At 70.2% G+C, this 20,404-nt stretch carries 21 protein-coding genes; 8 read left to right on the top strand and 13 right to left on the bottom strand.

Going from position 1 to position 20,404, the window contains the following annotated elements; translation table 11 throughout:
• Positions 1 to 107: 107 nt before the first annotated feature.
• The 5 genes from AC1Z3O_RS27935 to pedF form a co-directional block, all read right to left on the bottom strand.
• Positions 108 to 521, bottom strand: coding sequence for a GNAT family N-acetyltransferase (locus tag AC1Z3O_RS27935; RefSeq protein WP_483519499.1), 414 nt, complete (start codon positions 519 to 521; stop codon positions 108 to 110).
• A gap of 35 nt (positions 522 to 556) precedes the next feature.
• The gene (gene mepK / locus AC1Z3O_RS27930; protein ID WP_483519498.1) at positions 557 to 1,123 is read right to left on the bottom strand and encodes a peptidoglycan L,D-endopeptidase MepK; all 567 of its coding nucleotides are present in this window, start codon (positions 1,121 to 1,123) and stop codon (positions 557 to 559) included.
• Positions 1,124 to 1,146: 23 nt separating this feature from the next.
• Positions 1,147 to 2,769, bottom strand: coding sequence for a L,D-transpeptidase family protein (locus AC1Z3O_RS27925; RefSeq protein ID WP_483519496.1), 1,623 nt, complete (start codon positions 2,767 to 2,769; stop codon positions 1,147 to 1,149).
• A gap of 130 nt (positions 2,770 to 2,899) precedes the next feature.
• Positions 2,900 to 3,340 carry a thioesterase family protein gene (locus AC1Z3O_RS27920; RefSeq protein WP_483519494.1) on the bottom strand — a complete coding sequence of 147 codons (441 nt, stop codon included), beginning with the start codon at positions 3,338 to 3,340 and terminating at the stop codon, positions 2,900 to 2,902.
• 165 nt (positions 3,341 to 3,505) lie between these two features.
• On the bottom strand, positions 3,506 to 3,988 hold the full coding sequence (gene pedF, locus AC1Z3O_RS27915) for a cytochrome c-550 PedF (RefSeq protein ID WP_483519493.1): 483 nt from the start codon (positions 3,986 to 3,988) through the stop codon (positions 3,506 to 3,508).
• A gap of 254 nt (positions 3,989 to 4,242) precedes the next feature.
• Between pedF and AC1Z3O_RS27910 the strand changes: the two genes are divergently transcribed.
• A complete protein-coding gene (locus AC1Z3O_RS27910) occupies positions 4,243 to 6,372 on the top strand; it encodes a sigma-54-dependent Fis family transcriptional regulator (protein ID WP_483522041.1) in 2,130 nt (709 codons plus the stop codon).
• A gap of 30 nt (positions 6,373 to 6,402) precedes the next feature.
• Here the strand turns inward: AC1Z3O_RS27910 and AC1Z3O_RS27905 are convergent, their stop codons facing one another.
• Together AC1Z3O_RS27905 and AC1Z3O_RS27900 are read right to left on the bottom strand one after the other, a co-directional pair.
• Positions 6,403 to 7,392 carry an MBL fold metallo-hydrolase gene (locus AC1Z3O_RS27905; protein WP_483519491.1) on the bottom strand — a complete coding sequence of 330 codons (990 nt, stop codon included), beginning with the start codon at positions 7,390 to 7,392 and terminating at the stop codon, positions 6,403 to 6,405.
• Complete coding sequence (locus AC1Z3O_RS27900) at positions 7,389 to 8,477, bottom strand: alpha/beta fold hydrolase (RefSeq protein WP_483519490.1); 1,089 nt, start codon at positions 8,475 to 8,477, stop codon at positions 7,389 to 7,391. Before AC1Z3O_RS27900 ends, AC1Z3O_RS27905 begins: the two co-directional genes overlap by 4 nt.
• A 107-nt stretch (positions 8,478 to 8,584) precedes the next feature.
• On the opposite strand from AC1Z3O_RS27900, the gene pqqA reads away from it, so the two are divergent.
• From pqqA to pqqE, 5 genes are all read left to right on the top strand, one after another.
• Complete coding sequence (pqqA, locus tag AC1Z3O_RS27895) at positions 8,585 to 8,659, top strand: pyrroloquinoline quinone precursor peptide PqqA (RefSeq protein WP_083384790.1); 75 nt, start codon at positions 8,585 to 8,587, stop codon at positions 8,657 to 8,659.
• A 152-nt stretch (positions 8,660 to 8,811) separates the two neighbouring features.
• On the top strand, positions 8,812 to 9,729 hold the full coding sequence (gene pqqB / locus AC1Z3O_RS27890) for a pyrroloquinoline quinone biosynthesis protein PqqB (protein ID WP_483519489.1): 918 nt from the start codon (positions 8,812 to 8,814) through the stop codon (positions 9,727 to 9,729).
• Positions 9,726 to 10,418, top strand: a complete 693-nt coding sequence (pqqC, locus tag AC1Z3O_RS27885) for a pyrroloquinoline-quinone synthase PqqC (protein WP_483519487.1) — start codon at positions 9,726 to 9,728, stop codon at positions 10,416 to 10,418. The genes pqqB and pqqC overlap by 4 nt, the downstream gene beginning before the upstream one ends.
• A complete protein-coding gene (gene pqqD / locus AC1Z3O_RS27880; RefSeq protein ID WP_483519486.1) occupies positions 10,415 to 10,714 on the top strand; it encodes a pyrroloquinoline quinone biosynthesis peptide chaperone PqqD in 300 nt (99 codons plus the stop codon). The genes pqqC and pqqD overlap by 4 nt, the downstream gene beginning before the upstream one ends.
• Positions 10,686 to 11,894: a pyrroloquinoline quinone biosynthesis protein PqqE gene (gene pqqE, locus AC1Z3O_RS27875; protein WP_483522039.1), complete on the top strand. Its 1,209-nt coding sequence runs from the start codon at positions 10,686 to 10,688 to the stop codon at positions 11,892 to 11,894. Before pqqD ends, pqqE begins: the two co-directional genes overlap by 29 nt.
• Before the next feature lie 133 nt (positions 11,895 to 12,027).
• Here pqqE and AC1Z3O_RS27870 read toward each other — a convergent pair whose 3' ends face one another.
• The 6 genes from AC1Z3O_RS27870 to adh form a co-directional block, all read right to left on the bottom strand.
• Positions 12,028 to 12,360: a c-type cytochrome gene (locus tag AC1Z3O_RS27870; protein WP_483519484.1), complete on the bottom strand. Its 333-nt coding sequence runs from the start codon at positions 12,358 to 12,360 to the stop codon at positions 12,028 to 12,030.
• A 62-nt stretch (positions 12,361 to 12,422) separates the two neighbouring features.
• Positions 12,423 to 13,379 carry a quinoprotein relay system zinc metallohydrolase 1 gene (locus AC1Z3O_RS27865; protein ID WP_483519483.1) on the bottom strand — a complete coding sequence of 319 codons (957 nt, stop codon included), beginning with the start codon at positions 13,377 to 13,379 and terminating at the stop codon, positions 12,423 to 12,425.
• The gene (locus tag AC1Z3O_RS27860) at positions 13,376 to 14,260 is read right to left on the bottom strand and encodes a quinoprotein dehydrogenase-associated SoxYZ-like carrier (RefSeq protein WP_483519481.1); all 885 of its coding nucleotides are present in this window, start codon (positions 14,258 to 14,260) and stop codon (positions 13,376 to 13,378) included. Before AC1Z3O_RS27860 ends, AC1Z3O_RS27865 begins: the two co-directional genes overlap by 4 nt.
• On the bottom strand, positions 14,257 to 15,288 hold the full coding sequence (locus AC1Z3O_RS27855) for a tripartite tricarboxylate transporter substrate binding protein (RefSeq protein ID WP_483519480.1): 1,032 nt from the start codon (positions 15,286 to 15,288) through the stop codon (positions 14,257 to 14,259). The genes AC1Z3O_RS27860 and AC1Z3O_RS27855 overlap by 4 nt, the downstream gene beginning before the upstream one ends.
• Before the next feature lies 1 nt (position 15,289).
• A complete protein-coding gene (locus AC1Z3O_RS27850) occupies positions 15,290 to 15,694 on the bottom strand; it encodes a DUF779 domain-containing protein (protein WP_483519478.1) in 405 nt (134 codons plus the stop codon).
• Positions 15,695 to 15,794: 100 nt separating this feature from the next.
• Entirely contained in the window at positions 15,795 to 17,315 is a 1,521-nt protein-coding gene (gene adh / locus AC1Z3O_RS27845) for an aldehyde dehydrogenase (protein ID WP_483519476.1), read from the bottom strand.
• A gap of 458 nt (positions 17,316 to 17,773) precedes the next feature.
• Between adh and AC1Z3O_RS27840 the strand changes: the two genes are divergently transcribed.
• Both AC1Z3O_RS27840 and AC1Z3O_RS27835 read left to right on the top strand, forming a co-directional pair.
• On the top strand, positions 17,774 to 19,696 hold the full coding sequence (locus tag AC1Z3O_RS27840; RefSeq protein ID WP_483519474.1) for a methanol/ethanol family PQQ-dependent dehydrogenase: 1,923 nt from the start codon (positions 17,774 to 17,776) through the stop codon (positions 19,694 to 19,696).
• Positions 19,697 to 19,810: 114 nt separating this feature from the next.
• Positions 19,811 to 20,404, top strand: a complete 594-nt coding sequence (locus AC1Z3O_RS27835; protein WP_483519472.1) for a pentapeptide repeat-containing protein — start codon at positions 19,811 to 19,813, stop codon at positions 20,402 to 20,404.

Here is a 20,404-nt window from a genome sequence, read left to right as displayed (position 1 = left end):
CGTTGCCTGCGGGCGGGGCGGGCAAGGCGCCATGGTGGCGAGAGGGGGAGTGCCGCGCAGTCGCGGCCATCCGTTTTCGGCAATCAGGCGGCCCGGTGCGCGCCGGATCAAAGCCGCTTGCGCATGAATACGCGGTAGGAGCCGACGGGGAAGTCGTCGAGCCGGCCGAATTCAACGTAGCCGTGCCTGGCGTAGAAGGGCGCGGCCTGCCAGGCGAAGGTGTCGAGGTAGGCACCGTGCGCGCCTTGCGCCCGGGCCTGCGCCTCGGCTTGGGCCAGCAAGCGCGAGCCAAGCCCCTGGCCGCGGGCGTCTTCCGCCACCCACAGGACGCCGATGGCCAGCCATCCCATGAAGAGCTGGCCGGTGAGCCCGCCCAGCATCCGCCCATCCGGTGCGCGCGCAACCAGCCGCAGCGGCTCGATGTCGTACTCGCCGATGGCAGCATGGTTGAACTGGCGCAGCCGTCTGCCGATCTCGCTGGCCTCCTCGGCGGTGGCGGCCTGGATGGCGATGCCGGTCATGGCGAAGGGCAGGCGGCTTGCCGGCCGGTGCCTGGCTACCAGGCCCGCACGCGCCCCGTATCCACGTGCACGAACTGTTCCCTCTCGTAGTACCCCACGCCACCGCCCTGCAGCGACAGCGCGGCGTCGCGCAGGTCGGCCAGCGGCACGCCGGCCAGCCGGATGTCGATGGCCTGGCCGTCCATGTGCAGGCTGTGCTTGGCCACGCCGCCGCCGCCGGTCCTGCGCAGGCGTGCGTTGGTGGCGGGGCTGCGGAAGCCGGAGATGACCTGGAAGGGGGCGTCGGTGCCCAGTTCCTGCTTCAGGCGGTAGAGCAGGGCGAAGAGCTGCGGGTCGATGGTGCCGACCTCGCCGGAGTAGTGGTCGCGCAGCAGGTGGTTGAGGGATTGCAGCGCCGCGGGCACGAAGCTGTCGCCGACCTCGAACACGGTGGAGAGGCGCTCGCCGGTGTGCAGGTTGTCGAAAGACAGCGTGTGCGCGTTGGGCAGGGCCATCAGCGCGGCCAGCGCTGGGCGTGGCGCCAGCGGGATCAGGGTGGCGGCAAGGGCGGCGCCGCCTGCGCGATGCAGGAAGCGGCGGCGTGCATCGTTGGCCAGGTCCATGGTGACTAATGCTCCAGTGCGCTTCATGAGCGCGATGCGGCCGACGGCGGCTTGCTGGCCGAGGCGGTGCGGCGCGCGCTGTGCTGCCGCAGGGCCTGGTCGAGCAGTTTGTCGAGGCCGTAGATATCAGGCAGGAAGTTGACGCGGCCGTCTTCCTTGACGATGGCGGTGCCGTAGGCCAGCACCACGGGCAGGGGTTGCGCCAGGCGCAGCGTGTTCGATTGTCCCTTGGTCATGGCCTGGCGGATGCGGTCTTCGTTCCAGCCGGGCATGTCCTGCAGCACGAAGCGGGCCAGCGCCACCGGCTCTTCGACGCGGATGCAGCCGTGGCTCAGGTCGCGCCGGTCGCGCCTGAACAGTTGCGCCGTCGGGGTGTGGTGCAGGTAGATGTTGTCGTTGTTGGGGAAGATGAACTTGATGTCGCCCAGGGCGTTCTGCGGCCCGGGGCGCTGGCGTATGCGCATCTGTCCGTTCAGCACCGCATCGAGGTTGGCGTCCGACAGCGTGGTGATGGCGCGGCCGTCGCCACTGACGAACTCGAAGCCCTGGCGCTGGAAGTAGCCGGGGTCGCGCCGGATGCGGGGAATGGTCTCGGCACGCGCGATGGAGCGCGGCACGTTCCAGTAGGGGCTGAACTCGATGTAGCGCATGTCTTCCCTGAACAGCGGCGTGCGGGTATCGAGCGCCTTGCCGACGATGACCTTCATTTCTACCTTGACCTGCACCTGGCCGTCGTGCACTTCATAGGCGCGCAGCACGAACTCCGGCACGTTGACCACGATCATGCGCGGCGCATCGAGCAGCGGTGTCCAGCGCAGCCGTTCCATCGTCAGTTCGATCTGGCGCGCACGCGCGGCCGGCGGGGTATTCAGCTGCTCCAGCGTGGCGGCCCCGATCACGCCGTCGGGTTGCATGCCGTGCCGTGCCTGGAACGCCTTGACCCCTTCCACCAGGCTGCCTTCGTAGCGCGTGGGTGTGCGGCGGCCGGCGGGAAGGTCGCCGAGTGCTTCCAGGCGCCGCGCCAGGGCCGCGGCGCCGGCGTAGGCCTGGCCGGGAGCAAGCTTGCCCCCGGGCGGTGCGGGCAGCGGTGCCTGTACCGCCGGATTGGCGCCCAGGGCGCGATAGCGCGCCAGCGCATCACGCAGGGCGCCATATAGCGGGATCGTCGGGGCGGCTTGCTGCAGCGCCTCGGGCAGCCGTTGCGCGTCCACCGCTGCACGCAGGAAGGCGGGCGGGTCGAAGCCATCGGCGGGCGGGGCGAAATTCGCGCGCACCTTGCGCGGGTCGACTCGGCCGTTGTGCAGGTCGGACAGGTAGTGCTGCATGGCCACGGTCAGCGACGCATCCAGGGCGCTGGCGGCGTCCGATGCCAGGGCGCTGCCATCGTGCGCCTGCGCGACCGCGCGGCGCAGGCCGTCGGCGTCGTAGTCCTGCGGATCGAGCCCGTCCGCGCCGGCCGCGGCCAGGGCATCGATTGCCTGCATCGCTTGCGTGTTCGGGCGGCCCTGCGCGAACCAGAGCAGGGCATCGTCCGCCAGCGCGGGCGCCGCCCAGGCCGCGGCGCAGGCGAGCAGGCAGGCGCCGAGGAACGGTTTCGCGAAGGCGCGCCGCATAGCGGCCGTGCCGGCAGGCATGGGTTGAGGCATTGTGGCTCCGTACACCCCTGGCCGGTGCTGCCGGCGTGGTCAAGCGAGACCGGGATGCGGAGGCGGGCGGCGTGCGGGGAAGATGCCTTTTAGTATACCGCCAGGCACCGGGGCAGCCGTTGCTTCCGGCCTACACCCAGTTGACGCGGGGGAAGCGGCCCGGGAAGGCCTCGGGCATCGGTACCACCTTCTTGCTGACGTAGTTGAAAAAGACGAAGCCAGACTTCGCCATGGCGATCAGCGCGCCGTCGCGCGGGCGGGTGATGCGGAAGGTGATGTCGCCACCGTATCGGTTGAAGTCCATGACGCCGACCTCGAAGCGCAACTGGTCGCGCGCATGGGCCTCGTTGCGGTAGGTGGTGGCCAGGTCGGTGACGATGATGCCGACCCCTTCGCCCTGGATCTCGCCGACGCCGAAGTCGTGCAGGAAGCGGGCGCGCGCCTCAGAGATCATGGAGATCATCGAGTCGTTGGCCAGGTGGTTGGCGGAATTGATGTCGGTCACGCGCACCGTCAGGTGCGTGTCGTAGCAGAACTGGTCTGCGGGAAAGTCGAGCTGCAGGCGGGCCATGGCGGATGGGAGGACAGGAAAGCAGCCGGTGCCACCCTGGGTGGCGCCGGCGCCGCTGTCCGGGGCGGCCGCGGCGGGCCGGCCCGGCGGGCGACGGGCGCTATCATAGTCGAAGGCCCGCCGCCCCGTCTCCCCGGCAGCGCTTTCGTGCTCCCGGACCAGCGCTTACTGCGTATGGCGGGATTCGATATACGTCTTGATGGCCCAGACCGCCTCCTGCGACAGCGTGCCCTCGAACGGAGGCATGTAGACGCGGCCGTCGCGGGTGCGGCCCTGGCGTACAGTGGTGGAGAAGTACTGGTCGATCTCGCTGTTGCAGGCTTGTTTCTTGGCAGCGTCGGCCAGCGAGGTGCAGTCGGCGTCCAGGCCGCGCAGGTCGGGCGCGATACCGCCCGACACCACTTCCAGGCCGTGACAGCGTGCGCAGTTCTGGTTGTAGGCCGAGCTGCCGATATGCAGCGCCTCCTTGCGCGCGGCGCCGCTGCGATAGGGATTGTCCTGCTTCCATTCCGCGCCGAGCTGAGGCAGCGTGCCGATATCGACCGCCTGCGGAACGACGTCGCCGTGCGCCAGCGCGGGGGCAGGCAGCGCGGCTGCCAGGCCGGCGCAGAGCGCCAGCGCGGAAAGGATGGGGCGGAATTGCGCCATGGGTGTCACCTCCTGTTGTTGAACGTGTTTGACGGCTTTCTGCAAGACGCGTACCAAGTGCAGAGGGCGCGGCACGGTAGGATGTTGCGGTGCATCGCGTTGCACAGGCGTGCGCTGCCTGCCCAGAAATGCAACAGGCTGGCAAGCGTCTTGCTTCACCATGCAACAGTGCCCAGGCGGTATGGCACAAGCACGTGCCGCCGACGACCCGTACGCGAAGACGACGGGCGACCCAGACAGGAGACGGACGAATGATGATTTCCCAGCCGGCAGGTGCACCCGCAGGCGCCGCGGGTATTCCGATCGATGGCGACCGCGCGCGCCCTGAAGCCATTGCGCAGGCGCACCAGCGCTCCCAGTCCTATGGACTGCGGCCCTATGAATCCCCGGATTTCTGCCCGGTCGCGGACAGCGAGCTGCGTGTCGGCATCGAGCACAGCCAGTCGCTCTACGCGCATGCACTGCCCGTGATGGAGACGCTGTACGACCAGATCGTCAACACGCACAGCATGGTGATGCTGACCGACGCCTCCGGCCTGATCCTGCACTCGCTGGGCGACGAGGATTTCCTGCAGAAGGCTGACAAGGTCGCGCTGCGCGCCGGAGCGGTGTGGTCGGAAGAAAGCAAGGGCACCAATGCCATCGGCACGGCGCTGGCCGAGGGCCGGCCGACCCTGGTGCATGCCGGCGAGCACTTCCTGCAGGCCAACCAGTTCCTGACCTGCTCCTGCGCGCCCATCTTCGACCCCTATGGCAAGGCCGCGGGCGCGCTGGACGTGTCAGGCGACCACCGCGGCTTCCACAAGCACACCATGGCCCTGGTGCGCATGTCGGCCCAGATGATCGAGAACCAGCTGTTCGGCAATGCCTTCCATGACATGGTGTGCGTGCATTTCCACTCGCGCCAGGAGTTCCTCGGCACCATCGTCGAAGGGCTGGCGGCCTTCACGCCGGGCGGCCGCTTTCTCTCCGCCAACCGCAGCGGCCAGTTCCAGCTTGGGCTTTCGCTCGGCGCGCTGCAGGTGCATACCTTCCCGTCGCTGTTCGGCATCGCCATGTCGGCACTGTTCGATGCGCTGCGTGGCGCGCACGGTGGGGCGCTGCAACTGAGGCTGCCGAGCGGGGTCAAGGTGTGGGCGCGGGTGGAGTTCAAGCGGCCTGCGGCGATGCCGGGGGCACGGCTGGCGGCTGACGACTCGGCAGGCGACGCGGCTGCTGGTGCCAAGGCAGGGGCCGAGGCCGAGTCGCCCGCGCCGCGCCGTGCCGCGCCTGGCCAGCCGCAGGCGGACGAGGGGCTGGCGGGGCTCGATACCGGCGACGCACAGATGCACACCGTGATCGGCAAGCTGCGCAAGGTGATCGGCCGCGACGTGCCGGTGATGATCCTGGGCGAGACCGGCACCGGCAAGGAACTGCTGGCGCGCGCGATCCACGCCGACAGCCCGAACCGGCAGGGCCCCTTCGTGGCCGTCAACTGCGCTTCGATCCCGGAGACGCTGATCGAGTCGGAGCTGTTTGGCTACGAGGAGGGGGCCTTCACCGGGGCGCGCAAGAAGGGTGGCATCGGCAAGATGCTGCTGGCCAACGGCGGCACCCTGTTCCTCGATGAGATCGGCGACATGCCGCTGCACCTGCAGGCGCGGCTGCTGCGCGCGCTGCAGGAGCGGGCGGTGACGCCGCTGGGCAGCAACAAGGTGATCCAGGTGAGTTTCTTCCTGGTCTGCGCCACCAACCGCAACCTGCGCGAGGAGGTGGCCGCGGGCCGCTTCCGCGAAGACCTCTACTACCGGCTCAACGGGCTGGTGGTGCGGCTGCCGGCGCTGCGCGACCGCGCCGACCTGGCAGCCATCGCGGCCAAGCTGCTGGCGCAGGACCGCACGGCGGCCTGTCCCGCGCACATCGCCGACGGCGTGATGCGCCTGTTCGAGACCTACCACTGGCCGGGCAATATCCGCCAGCTCGGCAACCTGCTCAACACGGCGCGGCTGATGGCGGCCGGCGAGGACGAGATCGACGCGTCCCACCTGCCCGACGACTTCCTGGAGGACTGGCAGGAGCGCCATGCCAAGGCGAACCAGGGCGGCGGCGAGGGCGTCGTGGCCACCTCCGCTGTCCCGGGTGTCTCCGGGATCCCCAGCGTTGCGCCACCGCCGATCGGCTCGATCGGCGGTGGCACGCCTGCAGCAGAACGGCCGGCGGCCACGCCGACCCGGCTGGCCGAGGTCGAGGCGATGACGACCATCGCGACCGTGCGCGCGCACAACGGCAATATTTCGGCTGCTGCCAAGGCGCTGGGCATCTCGCGCAATACCGTGTACCGCAAGATCAGCGAGGCGGCTCGACTGATGCATGAGCGCGGCGAAGGGGACGGCGGCCAGGGCTGAGCCCGGGCGGGTCGGCCCCGCCGCCCGGCATCAGCCCGGCGGCGCTTCGCTCAGGTAGCGGTCCTCCAGCTCCAGCCACGCGCGCTGCACGTTCAGGGCGTGGCGTGGCGCGAAGGCCTGCCAGTGATGAAAGTCCTCTCCGGGCACGGCGCGCGCGGCGTCTGAGGCATCCAGGCCGGCGCGCAGCGCGCGCTGGATGCCGGCTTCCAGCGCATCGAGATAGGCCAGGGTGGGCGCCAGTGTCTGTGCCGGCGTGCCGGCACCCGCGCCCGCCACCTGGCGCGCCCCCAATGCCTGCAGGGTGCGCAGCGCCCCCTGCCAGCCCGCCAGGCTGCCTTCGCGCAGGTCGGGCACGCGCTCGCGGGTCACCAGGCCGCCTGCGCACAGCAGTCCTCGCGCCGGCGCGTACAGCGCGGTGTCGCTTGGGCTGTGGGCATTGGCGTAGACCTGCACCTGCCAGCGCACGTCGCCGGTGACGAGGGCCTCGCCGTCGCGCAGGGCCGGCGCCGGCAACACAATCTCCGTGCCGGCCAGCGTGGCGGGGCCGAGCAGTTCCGCCAGGTAGCGCCGGCAGGCCGTGCAGCGTGCGCGCATCAGCGCGGCGGTTCCGGGCGAGGCGAGGAAGGCGGGCCGCGGCCGCAGCTGTGCAAAGGCCGCATTGCCCAGCACGTGCTCGGGGTGGGCGTGGGTGTTGACGACCCAGCGCACCGGCAACGGTGTCAGTTCCCGGATGGCGGCGATCAACCGCCGGCCCCAGCCCAGGTGCGGGCCGGGATCGACAACGAGCACGCCGTCGCGCGTCACCACCACCAGCGATGGCACCACTTCCCCCAGATTGGCGCGCGCCGGCTCGGCATTGGCGGCAGCCCCCACCCAAGCGCCCGGCCCGAGCGGCAGCAGTGCCAGGCCGGCGCGTGCCGCCGGGCTTGGGGCGGTGGCACGCGCGGCGGCGGGCGCCGCGGCCAGGGCCAGCGCGCGTGCCAGCCAGGCGCGCCGGCCGGGGTTGGTCAGGCCGGTCATGCGGCTTGCGGCCCGGCCTGGGAGCGGGCCTGGGATTCGACCTGAGAGTCGGCGTGCAGTGGCGCATCCAAGCGGGCCGCCGGACTGGATAGCGGCCCGGATTGCTGCCGGATCGCGTCGGCCAGGGCCGCGGCCAAGGCACCCTGCGCCAGGTGGCCGGCCGGCACGCGCCGCAGCTCCGCCTGCGGAATCATCTGCCGCAGCCGCTCGGCATTGCGTGGTGCGCAGACGCGGTCCCGCGTGCCGTGCAGCAGCGTGACCGGGATGCCGGCCGCGCCGATCACGGCCGCGGCCTGAAGCAGTGCCGGCTTGCCCAGCCCGCAGCGGCGCGGCAGGTAGTGGGCCTGGATGCGGTACTTGTGCCGCATGGCCCGGGCGCGGCGCGGCGCGGCAGGCGTCCGGTGCGGCGCGTGTGCGCCGGACTGCCCCAGCATGCGGGCCTCCACGCGGCTCCAGCGCCACGCGGTGTCACATTGTTGGACAACTGTTCCGTTTCGCAACAGCGCAACTGTCGCACGCAGATGCGCGGCGGCGTCGCCGAGGTGCGCATGCGGCGCAGCATGCCGGGCGGGGGCGAGCATGGACAGGCCGCGGGCGCGGGCGCTGAACAGCCGCAGGATGTCGTCGCGCCCGGTCAGGAAGGTGCCGCGCAGCACCAGCCCGGCCACGCGCGGCGCGAAGCGGGCCGCGTAGGCCAGCGCCAGCGCGGCGCCCCAGGAACCCGCCGCCACATGCCAGCGCGCGATGCCGAGGGCCTCGCGCAGCCGCTCCAGGTCGGCCAGCAGGGCGCCCGTGGTATTGCGCCGGAGCGAGCCGGCGGGCCGGGAGCGTCCCGCGCCGCGCTGGTCGGGCAGGATCACGCGGTGGCGCGCCAGGTCGAACCAGTCCGCCATGGCCGGCGAGCAGCCGCTCCCCGGGCCGCCGTGCAGGACGAGCCAGGGCTCGCCGTCGGGCGGGCCAAGGAGGCGCACGTGCAGCCGGTGCGCGTCGGGCGTGCGCAGCCAGAAGATGTGCTGGGGCGGCGTGTTGGTGGGCACGACGTTGGGCACGACGTTGGGCACGACGTTGGGCATATCGTTGGGCATGGAACTTGCCTCGTGCAAGGGGTGCGGGGCGGCGGCATCGCCGCGGTTCCGCGCATGGCAATCACACTTCGTGCCAACCTATCCCGATCAATCAAGAAGGAGGAGACATGACCTGGAATACCCCTGCCTATACCGAACTGCGCCTGGGCTTTGAGATCACGATGTATATCGCGAACCGCTGAAGCCAAGGCAAGCGAAACCGGCCCGCCTCCTGGCGGGCCGTTTCTTTTTTGCGGCATGCGTGGGAGCGGCGTGGGAGCGGGCTGGCCGGATTCTTGCTCGCAGGCCAGGTCAGGAGACAACGGAGACAGGCGCGCAGCGCCGGACAAGAATCATGGTGACACTAAGGGTGCTGGGGTCGGCCGCCGGCGGCGGCTTTCCCCAATGGAACTGCAATTGCCCGAATTGCGATGGCGTGCGGCGCGGCACGCTGCGGGCCACGCCGCGCACGCAGTCGTCGATCACGCTGTCGGAGAACGGCCGCGACTGGTTGCTGGTCAACGCCTCGCCCGACATCCTGGCGCAGATCCGCGCCACCCCGGCGCTGCAGCCGGCGCGCGGCCGGCGCGATACGGGGATCGCCGCGGTGCTGCTGATGGATGCGCAGATCGACCACGTGACCGGGCTGCTGATGCTGCGCGAGAACACCGGGCCGCTGCCGCTGTACGCAACCGCACCGGTGCTGGCCGATCTCGATGAAGCCTTCCCGCTGCGCCGCATCCTGTCGCACTACTGCGGCCTGCAGGCGAACACGCTGCCGTGCGACGGCAGCGCGCTGCGCGTGCCGGTACTGCCATCGGTGACGCTCACGCCGGTGCCGCTGGACAGCAAGGCGCCGCCTTATTCGCCCAACCGCCACGCGCCCAAGCGCGGCGACAACATCGGCCTGCGCATCGTCGACACGCGCAGCGGCCGCCGGATCTTCTACGCGCCGGGGCTGGGCGCGATCGAGCCGCACGTGATGGCGGAACTGCAGGGCGCCGACGTGGTGCTGGTCGACGGCACCTTCTGGCGCGATGACGAGATGCAGCAGCTCGGGCTGTCGGCCAAGAGCGCGCGCGACATGGGGCACCTGGCCCAGTGGGGGCCGGGCGGCATGGTCGAGGTGCTCGACGCCGTGCCGCGCGCACGCAAGATCCTGATCCACATCAACAACACCAATCCCATCCTCGACGAAGACTCGCCGCAGCGCCGCCACCTGGCCGAGCGAGGTATCGAAGTGGCATGGGACGGCATGGAGATCACGCTATGACGCACACCGAGCCCTGGAGCCCCGCGGAATTCGAGGCCAGGCTGCGCGCCAAGCAGGCGGGCTACCACATCCACCACCCCTTCAACCAGCGCATGGCGGCCGGCCGCTGCACGCCGGAGCAGATCCGCGGCTGGGTGGCCAACCGCTTCTACTACCAGATCCGCATTCCGCAGAAGGATGCCGCCATCCTGGCCAACTGCCCGGAGCGCGATACGCGCCGGGAATGGGTGGTGCGCATCCTCGACCACGACGGCACGCCGGAAACGCCGGGCGGCATCGAGGCCTGGTCGCGCCTGGGCGAGGCGGTGGGGCTGACGCGCGAGCAACTGTGGTCGCAGCAACTGGTGCTGCCTGGCGTGCGCTTCGCGGTGGACGCCTATGTCAACTTCGCGCGCAGCGCGCCCTGGCAGGAGGGCGTGTGTTCCTCGCTGACCGAGATGTTCGCGCCGGAGATCCACAAGGAACGGCTGGCCGGCTGGCCCGGGCACTATCCCTGGGTGGAGGCCGAGGGCCTGGCCTATTTCCGCTCGCGCATCCCGCTCGCGCAGCGCGACGTGGACCACGGCCTGCGCGTCACGCTTGAGCACTTCCGCACCCCGGCGCAGCAGCAGCGCGCGCTGGACATCCTGCAGTTCAAGCTCGACGTGCTGTGGTCGATGCTGGACGCCATCGAAAAGGCCTATCCATGAACGTCGCCGCCAATGTCGCCGACATCGCCAATGTCGCCAACGATGCCCGCATGCCCCTGCTGCACGGCACCTTCCGCCTGCAGTGGGAGGAGGCGCAGCAAGCCTGGGTGCTGCTCTATCCCGAAGGGATGGTCACGCTCAACGACAGCGCGGCCGCCATCCTGCAGCGCTGCGATGGCTCGCGCACCTTCGACATGCTGATCGATGAACTGCAATCGGTATTCGGTGTCACGGGTATCGCTCCGGAGGTCCACGCCTTTGTCAATCATGCGATCGAACGTGGCTGGCTCGTTTGAGGCCGAGACGGCGGCGCCTGGCGCGGGTGCGGCCGATGCGCCGAGGCCCGGCCCGCCGCTGTGGCTGCTGGCCGAGCTGACCTACCGCTGCCCGCTGCACTGCGCCTTCTGCTCCAATCCGGTCGACTACGCGCGCCACGGCACGGAGCTGGACACCGCCCAGTGGCTGGACGTGCTGACCCAGGCGCGCGCCCTGGGCGCCGTCCAGCTCGGGCTGTCCGGCGGCGAGCCGCTGATGCGCAAGGACCTGGAGACGCTGGTGGCGCATGCGCATGGCCTCGGCTTCTACACCAACCTGATCACCTCCGGCATCGGCCTGAGCGACGCGCGCCTGGCCGCCTTGCGCGCAGCGGGGCTCGACCACATCCAGCTTTCCTTCCAGGATTCCACGCGCGAGCTGAACGATTTCCTGTCCAGCACCCGCACCTTCGAGCTCAAGCGCCGCGTGGCGAAGAGCATCAAGGCGCATGGCTATCCGATGGTGATGAACTGCGTGCTGCATCGGTACAACCTGCCGCACGTCGCCACCATCATCGAGATGGCGCTGCAGATGGGCGCCGAATACCTGGAGCTGGCCAACACGCAGTACTACGGCTGGGCCTGGGAGAACCGCCTGGCGCTGATGCCCGATGCCGAGCAGCTGCGCGAAGCCGAGGCGGTGGTGAACCGCTATCGCGAACGGGTGGGGCAGCGCTGCCGCATCCTCTTCGTCGTGCCGGACTACTTCGAGGGGCGCCCCAAGAAGTGTATGAATGGCTGGGGCACGACCTTCCTCGGCGTGGCGCCGGACGGTACCGCGCTGCCCTGCCATGCGGCGCGCATGCTCCCCGGGCCGGCCCTGCCCAATGTCAGGGAGCACAGCTTGCGGCATATCTGGCAGGACAGCGAGGCCTTCCGCCGTTATCGCGGCACCGGCTGGATGAAGGAACCGTGCCGGAGCTGCGACGACCGCGCGGAGGATGCCGGCGGCTGCCGCTGCCAGGCTTATCTGATGACGGGCGATGCGGCGGCTGCTGATCCGGTCTGCACGCGCGCGCCCGAGCACGGCCGCGTGCAGGCGGTGGTGGCACAGGGACGGCTGGCCGCGGCGCTGGCGCCGCGGGCGGCGCCGGGCGAGCCGGTATCGGCGCCGCTGGTCTTCCGCACCGATGCGAACTCCTTGCGGATGAGCCGGGGGTAGGGAGACGCAGTGACAGGAGCGGGGGAGGCGGTTGCCTCCCCGCGTCGCCTGTGTGGCGGAAGAGGGCGGGGTTCCTGTGGGAGCAAGTGGCCATCGCCCCGCCGCTCGCCGGCAGCGGGGTGGCCGCGGCGCGTCAGCCCGCGCCCAGCACCCAGTCCGCCAGCTGCCGTGCCTCGGCTTCCTTCAGGATCGGATGGGGCGGCATCGGGATGCGGCCCCAATTGCCCTTGCCGCCTTCCTGGATCTTGCGGGCCAGCCGCGCGGCGGCCTCGCCGTCGCCCTTGTACTTGGCCGCGACCTCGGCGAAGCCGGGGCCGATCACCTTGTTCTGCATGCCGTGGCAGGAAAAGCAGCCGCTCTTGTCGGCCAGTGCCTGCATGTCGGGCGCCGCGCGGGCGGACGTGGCGGCCAGGCAGAGCAGGGCGATGGCAGGCAGCAGAGCGGCGATTGGGGGCGTGTTGCGCATGGATGTCTCCTGTTGTGGGTGGATGCGGGTCTGGGGTCTGGGGTTTGCCCCGGGGCGCTGCGTCATTTCGCCAGCGCCGCGTTCTCGTAGGCCGGATAGAGATGGGTGAGGTTGCGCACATACTCCTGCGGCATCGCCGCCCAGCCGGCAAAGGGCGCGGGCGCTGGCATGGCGATCACCTCCGACAGGTCGCGGCCCGCCGCGGCGGACTCGCGCATATGCCCATCGAGCCAGCGCAGGTAGGTGCGCGTCTGGGCGATGGCTTGGCTGCCGTCGCCGACCGGGCCGTGGCTCGGCACCAGCAGGCGGGCGCCGCTCTCGCGCGCCACCTGCTCCAGCCGGTCCAGGCTGGCCAGCCAGCGGCCGATGTCGGCATGAGGCGTGGTCGGCACGCGCTCACGAAAGGCGAGGCCGCCGGCGAAGACCACGCCGGTGGTGCGGTCGAGCAGCACCAGGTCGTCGCTGGTGTGCCCGTCGAAGCGGATCAGCTCCAGCACGTGGCGGCCCTGGGTGATGCGGCCCGCTTGGGCGGGCACGGTGGCCGGCGCCGGCTGGGTGCCCTGCATCCAGCTGCCGCACAGGCGGTAGAGGTTGTCCGCATAGGCCTCGCCCTCGCGCGCGGCGCCGGCGATGGTGCCGGGCAGGGCGCGCACGGGGACGTCGCCATAGGCCTGGTTGCCGAAGAAGTGGTCAGGGTGCAGGTTCAGGTTCAGCACCATGCGCACCGGCGCCGGCGTGACGGCGGCGATGGCCTGCCGCTGCTGCTGTCCGTAGCGCGCCGACGGGCCGGTATTGATGACCACCACGCCGTCGCCGGTGTCGATGAAGGCGGTGTTGATGATGTTGCAGCCGTTGGCGGGGGAGAAGTCGGCGTTCTCGCCTTCGATCACCCAGGTGTCGGCCGCGAGCTGGCGCGGGGCGAGCCGGTAGTTGCTCTGCGCGGCGCCGTGCAGGGCGAAGCCGGCGAGGACAGCCGCGGCGGCGAGCCGGGCGAGGCGTGCTCGCAATGTTGTCTTCATAGCGCCACCCGCGCGGCGATGCGGTTGCCGTTGTTGTCCTGTCCCGTGACCATGGTGCCGGTGCGGGGCCAGGCCGGCAGGTCGAGCGAGAACACCGGGTTCTCGCTGACCGGCTCGTACAGCCGCAGCACGGCCAGCGGCGCCGCGCCGGGCTCGCCGATGGCCAGCCGCTCGATATGGAAGGCGGGGATGCCGGCCACCAGGCCGGTATCCATGGGGTGCATCACGCGCAGGCGCAGCCGCGCAGTGCCCGGCGCGCGACCGGGAAACACGCGTGCCTCGACCCGGTTCAGCGTGGTCTCCCAGGAGCCGTCGCGGCGCGTGTCGCCGGGCACGGTGCAGCCGCCGCCGGCGGCATTGACCAGCACGCCGCCCACGTGCCACACCCCGTCCTCGGTCTGCGCGGCCACGCGCACCGGCGAAGCCTGTTCCTGCTTGAAGCGGAAGGTTAGGGCCGGGCGCAGCGCGCCGGGCTCGAACTCCAGCACCTTGCGGATCGGATTGCGGTCGACGGCGACGACGATGCGCCGGACCTGGCCGAGCGCGCTGGCATCGAAGGCGATCGGCACGTGCATCGCGTCTTCGGCGAAGGCAGGGCCGCTGACCTTGACCCGTGCGTCGAACACCACGGCCTCGCCACCGAGCACGTCGCGCCAGATGGCGGGCCACTGAGGCGAGCCGAGCGGGTCCTTGCCCTGTGCGCAGGCGGGCGGGGCGGCAAGGGTGGCGAGGGCAGCGATCGGCAGCAGTAGCGCAGCCAGCGCGCCGCGCAGCCGGACCGGCAGCCGCGCGGCCGGGGGGCCGGACGAAACGCGGGCGGCCCATGTACGCAAGGCGCCGAGGCGGCCGAACCGGCCGGAGGAAGCGAAGGCCGCCATCATCGCGCCTGCTCCTTGCCCGCCGCCGTGCCGAGACGCTCGGCCATGCGACGCTCCTGCTGCCACAGTTCGCGCGTGTACGCGTCGTAGTGCGCGGTGTCCAGGTAGGACAGGGACTGGTCGTACTTGGCCAGCTCGGCCAGGTGGGCGGGCGCGCGCATGGCGCGCAGGAAGGCGTCGTGCAGGCGCTTGACGATGCGTGCATCGGTGCCGCGCGGCACGGCGATGCCGTAGGGCGCGGTATGCACGGCGCCGGGAAAGCCCAGCTCGGTCATGGTGGGTACCTCGGGCCAGCGCGGCGAGCGTTTCTCGCTGAAGATGGCGAGCAGGCGCATCTTGCCGCTTTCGATGAAGGGAGCGAAGCCGGTGGAATTGACGCCGGCCATCAGCGAGCCGTTGGCGACCGCCAGCATCTGGTCGGCGGTGCCGCGGTAGGGCACATGCACATAGGGGATGCCGCGCCGGCCCAGCACGTCTTCCATGGCCAGGTGGGCGGTGGTGCCAACGCCGGTGGAGCCCACCGTGAGCCGGCCCGGGTGAGCGGCGGCCCAGTCCAGCAGGTCGTCGAAGCTGCGGAAGGGGCTGTCGGCCGGCACCACCACGCCGAAGGTGTAGCCGGAGATCAGCAGCACCGGCTGCAGGTCCCGCAGCGGCTGCCAGCTGGTGCGCTGCTGGTGCGGCAAGCGGTACACGGTGGGCGGGAGCTGGCCGAGGGTGTAGCCGTCGGGCGCGGCGGCGGCGAGCAGGCCGGCCACCAGGGTGCCGCCGGCGCCGGGCCGGTTCTCCACCACGATGGGCTGGCCAAGGTCACGCCCGGCCAGCTCGGCCAGGATGCGCATGGAGATATCGGTGGCGCCGCCCGCGGGCCAGGGCACGATCAGCGTTAGCGGGCGCGCGGGATAGTCCGGGCGTGCGTCCGCCCGCGCGGGGCCGGCGAGCACTAGCAGGGCCACGAGGACGAACAGACGCGCGAACAGAGGCGCGAACAGGCGCGCGAGGCGGAGCGTGAGCAGCGTGGCGTGAGCGCCCATGTCATTGGAAGTCCATGGAAGCGCGCTGCGGCGGATGGCTTGCCAGCAGTGCGCACTCTTCGTCGGTGAACAGCCGCGAGCGGGTCAGGAAGCGCATGCCGGTGGCGCGCTCCATCGAGAACATGCCGCCGTTGCCGGGCACCACGTCGATGATGAGCTGGGTGTGCTGCCAGTACTCGAACTGCGCCTCGCCCATGTAGAAGGGCGCGCCGCCGATCTCGCCCAGCTTGACGTCGCCGCCGCCGACGAGGAACTCCCCGCGCGGGAAGCACATCGGCGCGCTGCCGTCGCAGCAGCCGCCGGACTGGTGGAAGAGGATGGGGCCGTGGTCGCGCGCGAGGCGGGCGATCAGCGCTAGGGCGGCGTCGGTCGCGGTCACGCGGGCGGGCAGTGTGGTGTCGGACATGGTGCGCAAGAAGGAAAACCCGGCCGCCGCGGGCGGCGGCCGGCAAAGCGGGTGCCGGGGGCGGGCACCCAGTCAGCAGAGGAGAACCGAAGGACCGGGATCAGAAGAAGCCGAGCGCGTTCGGGCTGTAGCTGACCAGCAGGTTCTTGGTCTGCTGGTAGTGGTCCAGCATCATCTTGTGGTTCTCGCGGCCGATGCCGGACTGCTTGTAGCCACCGAAGGCCGCGTGCGCCGGATAGGCGTGGTAGCAGTTGGTCCACACGCGGCCGGCCTGGATCTCACGGCCGAAGCGGTAGGCGCGCGTGCCGTCGCGGGTCCAGACGCCGGCGCCCAGGCCGTACAGCGTGTCGTTGGCGATCTCGAGCGCCTCCTCCTCGGTCTTGAAGGTGGTCACCGACACCACCGGCCCGAAGATTTCTTCCTGGAAGATGCGCATCTTGTTGTGGCCGCGGAAGACCGTGGGCTTGACGTAGTAGCCCTGGTCCAGCGAGCCGCCGAGCTGGTTGCGCACACCGCCGGTCAGCAGCTCTGCACCCTCCTGCTTGCCCAGGTCGATGTAGGACAGGATCTTCTCCAGCTGCTCCTGCGAGGCCTGTGCGCCGATCATGGTGGAGACATCGAGCGGGTGGCCCTGCTTGATGGCTTCCACGCGCTTGATGGCGCGTTCCATGAAGCGGTCGTAGACCGATTCCTGGATCAGCGCACGCGACGGGCAGGTGCAGACCTCGCCCTGGTTCAGCGCGAACATGGCGAAGCCTTCGAGCGCCTTGTCGAAGAAGGCGTCGTCCTTGTCCAGCACGTCGGCGAAGAAGATGTTGGGGCTCTTGCCGCCTAGCTCCAGCGTGACCGGGATCAGGTTCTGCGAGGCGTACTGCATGATCAGGCGGCCGGTGGTGGTCTCGCCGGTGAAGGCGATCTTGGCGATGCGCTTGTTCGAGGCCAGCGGCTTGCCGGCCTCCAGGCCGAAGCCGTTGACCACGTTGAGCACGCCCGGCGGCAGCAGGTCGCCGATGATCTCCATCAGCACCAGGATCGACGCCGGGGTCTGCTCGGCCGGCTTGAGCACCACGCAGTTGCCCGCGGCCAGCGCCGGTGCCAGCTTCCAGGTGGCCATCAGCAGCGGGAAGTTCCACGGGATGATCTGGCCGACCACGCCCAGCGGCTCGTGGAAGTGGTAGGCGACGGTGTCGTGGTCGATCTCGGAGATGCCGCCTTCCTGGGCGCGGATGGCGCCGGCGAAATAGCGGAAGTGGTCGATGGCCAGCGGCAGGTCGGCCGCCATGGTCTCGCGCAGCGGCTTGCCGTTGTCGATGGTCTCAGCCACGGCCAGGCGCTTGAGGTTGGCCTCCATGCGGTCCGCGATGCGGTTCAGGACGTTGGCGCGCTCGGCCGGCGAGGTGCGGCCCCAGGCGGTCTTGGCGGCGTGCGCGGCATCCAGCGCCAGTTCCACATCATCGGCATTGGAGCGCGCGATCTTGCAGAAGGCTTGGCCGGTGACGGGCGAGAGATTGTCGAAGTACTGGCCCGACAGCGGCGGCACCCACTTGCCGCCGATGTAGTTGTCATAGCTGGCCTTGTAGGGGAATTCCATGTCGAGGAACTTCATTTCGGCGTGGTTCATGACTGTCTCCTGATGGTTCGATGGTTCGAGATGTCCGGTCTCCAGGCGCGGTGCGCCGGGTCCGCGGCAGGTAGCGCAAGTGCCATGCCAGAGGTCGAGTCGTTGCATCAGGCTAAGGGTTTGTGCGGAGACGGCGTGCCCTTTGTCGTGCGGTTTGCCGTGCGTGAAGCGGCTTTGCAGGTGTGCCCGGATGGCTGCGCGGGCTGGCGCGCCCTTGCCTGGCACCGGTCATGCTGTGCCGTTGTTGCGTGGCGGATCGTTGCGCCACCGGCGCTGTTGAGGATTTGAACAGTGCGCCGCGCGCCGGGCGGCGGGAATGCGCAAGTGCGGCCCACGCGGCATTGGCACGGCGATTGCAAGGCGTTGCAGCGGCCAATGCGTCGCGCGCCGGTGCCATCCCCCGTGCCGCGGCGCACCCACCGGTTCATTCCACTAAGAAGAAGGGAGACATTGCAACCATGAAGCCACAGCAATCCACGGGCCCCGTGCTCAAGACCCTGGTCGCGCTGACCACCGCCGCCCTCGCATTCGGCGCCACGGTCGGCGTCGCCGAGGCGGCAGCCGGCGACGTGACCTGGGAGGACATCCTCAACGACGACAAGACCCCTGGCGACGTGCTGACCTACGGCCTTGGCGTCAAGGCCCAGCGCTACAGCCCGCTCAAGCAGGTCAACGCCAGCACCGTGGGGCAGCTGGTGCCTGCGTGGTCCTTCTCCTTCGGCGGCGAGAAGCAGCGCGGCCAGGAAGGCCAGGCCCTGGTGCGCGACGGCGTGATCTACATCACGGCGTCCTACTCGCGCTTCTATGCCATCGACGCGCGCACCGGCAAGCAGCTCTGGGCCTACGAGCACCGCCTGCCCAACGACATCCGCCCGTGCTGCGACGTGGTCAACCGCGGCGCTGCCATATACGGCGACAAGATCTTCTTCGGCACGCTGGACGCGGCCGTGGTCGCGCTCGATCGCAAGACCGGCAAGGTGGTATGGAAGGAGAAATTCGGCGACCACAAGGTGGGCTACACCATGACCGGCGCGCCGAGCATCGTCAAGGACCAGCGCACCGGCCGCGTGCTGCTGGTGCATGGTTCGTCGGGCGACGAGTTCGGCGTGGTGGGCTGGCTTTTCGCGCGTGATCCCGACACCGGCAAGGAAGTGTGGGCGCGCCCGCTGGTCGAAGGCCATATGGGCCGGCTGGACGGCAAGGACAGCACGCCTACCGGCGACCCCAAGGCGCCGTCGTGGCCGGCCGATCCCGAGTCGCCGACCGGCAAGGTCGAGGCCTGGAGCCATGGCGGCGGCGCGCCCTGGCAGAGCGCCTCCTTCGACGTGGACACCAACACCATCGTCATCGGAGCGGGCAACCCGGCGCCGTGGAACACCTGGAAGCGCACCGCCAAGGGCGACGATCCGCGCAACTGGGACAGCCTGTTCACCTCGGGCCAGGCCTACGTCGATGCCAGCACCGGCGAGCTCAAGGGCTTCTTCCAGCATACGCCCAACGATGCGTGGGACTTCTCGGGCAACAACTCGGTGATCCTGTTCGAGTACAAGGACGCCAAGACCGGCAAGCAGATCAAGGCCTCGGCCCACGCCGACCGCAACGGCTTCTTCTTCGTCACCGACCGCGAGAAGCTGGCCACCGGCGCCGGCTACCCGAACAAGCCGACCTCGCTGATCGGTGCCTGGCCCTTCGTCGACGGCATCACCTGGGCTTCGGGCTTCGACCTGAAGACCGGCAAGCCGATCGAGAAGAACAACCGGCCGCCGCTGCCCAAGGACGGTGAGGACAAGGGCGAAAGCATCTTCGTCTCGCCGCCCTTCCTGGGCGGCACCAACTGGCACCCGATGTCCTACAGCCCCGACACCGGACTGTTCTACATCCCCGCCAACCACTGGGCGATGGACTACTGGACCGAGCACCTGAGCTACAAGCCGGGCTCGGCATACCTCGGCCAGGGCTTCCGCATCAAGCGCCTGTTCGACGACCACGTCGGCATCCTGCGCGCGATCGACCCCAAGACCGGCAAGATCGCCTGGGAGCACAAGGAGAAGTTCCCGCTGTGGGCCGGCACCTTGACCACCGCCGGCGGCCTGCTCTTCACCGGCACCTCGGACGGCTTCATGAAGGCCTTCGACGCCAAGACCGGCAAGGAGCTGTGGCGCTTCCAGACCGGCTCGGGCGTGGTTTCGGTGCCGATCACCTGGGAGATGGACGGCGAGCAGTACATCGGCGTGCAGTCCGGCTACGGCGGCGCAGTGCCGCTGTGGGGTGGCGACATGGCCGAGCTGACCAAGCAGGTGACGCAGGGCGGCTCGATGTGGGTGTTCAAGCTGCCGAAGCAGGCCAAGCAGACCAAGCAGACGAAGACGGCGCGCCTCTGAGCGCCGTGTTCCGCCGGCGCGCCGCCGTTGCGGTGGCGCGCCGGGCTGCTTCGCCGGACGCCGCGCGCCCCGCGCGCGGCGCCTTCCTTCGCCACCTGCTTCCTGGAGCTTCCGATGCGATTTTCCACGCGCCACGCGGCGCTCGCCCTGGCCGCGGCGGCTGGCTGGCTCGCCGCCCCCCTTGCGCAGGCGCAGCCGCAGACCGTCACGCCGCAGGTCATCAATGGCTGCGGCATCTGGCCGCATGCCCGCTGCCCGGGCGCCGACCTGCGCCATGCCGACCTGGCCGGCGCGAACCTGGCCGGCGCCGACCTGCGCGGCGCCAAGCTGGCGCGCGCCGACCTGCGCGCGGCCAACCTGGCGGGCGCCATCCTCGACGGCGCCGACCTGACCGGCGCGCGCATGAGCAAGGTCAACGCGCCGGCGGCGTCCTTCCGCAATGCCAAGCTGGTCGGCGCCGACCTGGAGTTCGGCCGCATCATGCGCGCGGATTTCAGCGGCGCCGACCTGACGGCCGCCAACCTGGAGGCGGCGCGGGCGCAGTTCGCCTGGTTCGCCGGCGCCACGCTGGCCGACGCCAACCTGCAGGAAACCAAGTTCGTCACGGTGAACTTCAAGGACGCCACCTTGGAAGGCAGCCTGATCCGCTACACCATCTTCCCCGACAGCTTCTTCGACGGCTGCCGCGGCTGCCCGACCGACTGGTGA

The sequence above is a fragment of the Cupriavidus sp. 09_S30 genome, assembly GCF_056930435.1.
Note: the sequence above shows the minus strand (reverse complement) of the source record. Positions and strands in the feature narration are given on the sequence as shown.

Bases quoted from the DNA above. Each gene is read 5' to 3' on its own strand.
- AC1Z3O_RS27935 (WP_483519499.1), bottom strand. From the start codon at position 521: ATGACCGGCATCGCCATCCAGGCCGCCACCGCCGAGGAGGCCAGCGAG.
- mepK (WP_483519498.1), bottom strand. From the start codon at position 1,123: ATGGACCTGGCCAACGATGCACGCCGCCGCTTCCTGCATCGCGCAGGC.
- AC1Z3O_RS27925 (WP_483519496.1), bottom strand. From the start codon at position 2,769: ATGCCTCAACCCATGCCTGCCGGCACGGCCGCTATGCGGCGCGCCTTC.
- AC1Z3O_RS27920 (WP_483519494.1), bottom strand. From the start codon at position 3,340: ATGGCCCGCCTGCAGCTCGACTTTCCCGCAGACCAGTTCTGCTACGAC.
- pedF (WP_483519493.1), bottom strand. From the start codon at position 3,988: ATGGCGCAATTCCGCCCCATCCTTTCCGCGCTGGCGCTCTGCGCCGGC.
- AC1Z3O_RS27910 (WP_483522041.1), top strand. From the start codon at position 4,243: ATGATTTCCCAGCCGGCAGGTGCACCCGCAGGCGCCGCGGGTATTCCG.
- AC1Z3O_RS27905 (WP_483519491.1), bottom strand. From the start codon at position 7,392: ATGACCGGCCTGACCAACCCCGGCCGGCGCGCCTGGCTGGCACGCGCG.
- AC1Z3O_RS27900 (WP_483519490.1), bottom strand. From the start codon at position 8,477: ATGCCCAACGATATGCCCAACGTCGTGCCCAACGTCGTGCCCAACGTC.
- pqqB (WP_483519489.1), top strand. From the start codon at position 8,812: ATGGTGACACTAAGGGTGCTGGGGTCGGCCGCCGGCGGCGGCTTTCCC.
- pqqC (WP_483519487.1), top strand. From the start codon at position 9,726: ATGACGCACACCGAGCCCTGGAGCCCCGCGGAATTCGAGGCCAGGCTG.
- pqqD (WP_483519486.1), top strand. From the start codon at position 10,415: ATGAACGTCGCCGCCAATGTCGCCGACATCGCCAATGTCGCCAACGAT.
- pqqE (WP_483522039.1), top strand. From the start codon at position 10,686: ATGCGATCGAACGTGGCTGGCTCGTTTGAGGCCGAGACGGCGGCGCCT.
- AC1Z3O_RS27870 (WP_483519484.1), bottom strand. From the start codon at position 12,360: ATGCGCAACACGCCCCCAATCGCCGCTCTGCTGCCTGCCATCGCCCTG.
- AC1Z3O_RS27865 (WP_483519483.1), bottom strand. From the start codon at position 13,379: ATGAAGACAACATTGCGAGCACGCCTCGCCCGGCTCGCCGCCGCGGCT.
- AC1Z3O_RS27860 (WP_483519481.1), bottom strand. From the start codon at position 14,260: ATGATGGCGGCCTTCGCTTCCTCCGGCCGGTTCGGCCGCCTCGGCGCC.
- AC1Z3O_RS27855 (WP_483519480.1), bottom strand. From the start codon at position 15,288: ATGGGCGCTCACGCCACGCTGCTCACGCTCCGCCTCGCGCGCCTGTTC.
- AC1Z3O_RS27850 (WP_483519478.1), bottom strand. From the start codon at position 15,694: ATGTCCGACACCACACTGCCCGCCCGCGTGACCGCGACCGACGCCGCC.
- adh (WP_483519476.1), bottom strand. From the start codon at position 17,315: ATGAACCACGCCGAAATGAAGTTCCTCGACATGGAATTCCCCTACAAG.
- AC1Z3O_RS27840 (WP_483519474.1), top strand. From the start codon at position 17,774: ATGAAGCCACAGCAATCCACGGGCCCCGTGCTCAAGACCCTGGTCGCG.
- AC1Z3O_RS27835 (WP_483519472.1), top strand. From the start codon at position 19,811: ATGCGATTTTCCACGCGCCACGCGGCGCTCGCCCTGGCCGCGGCGGCT.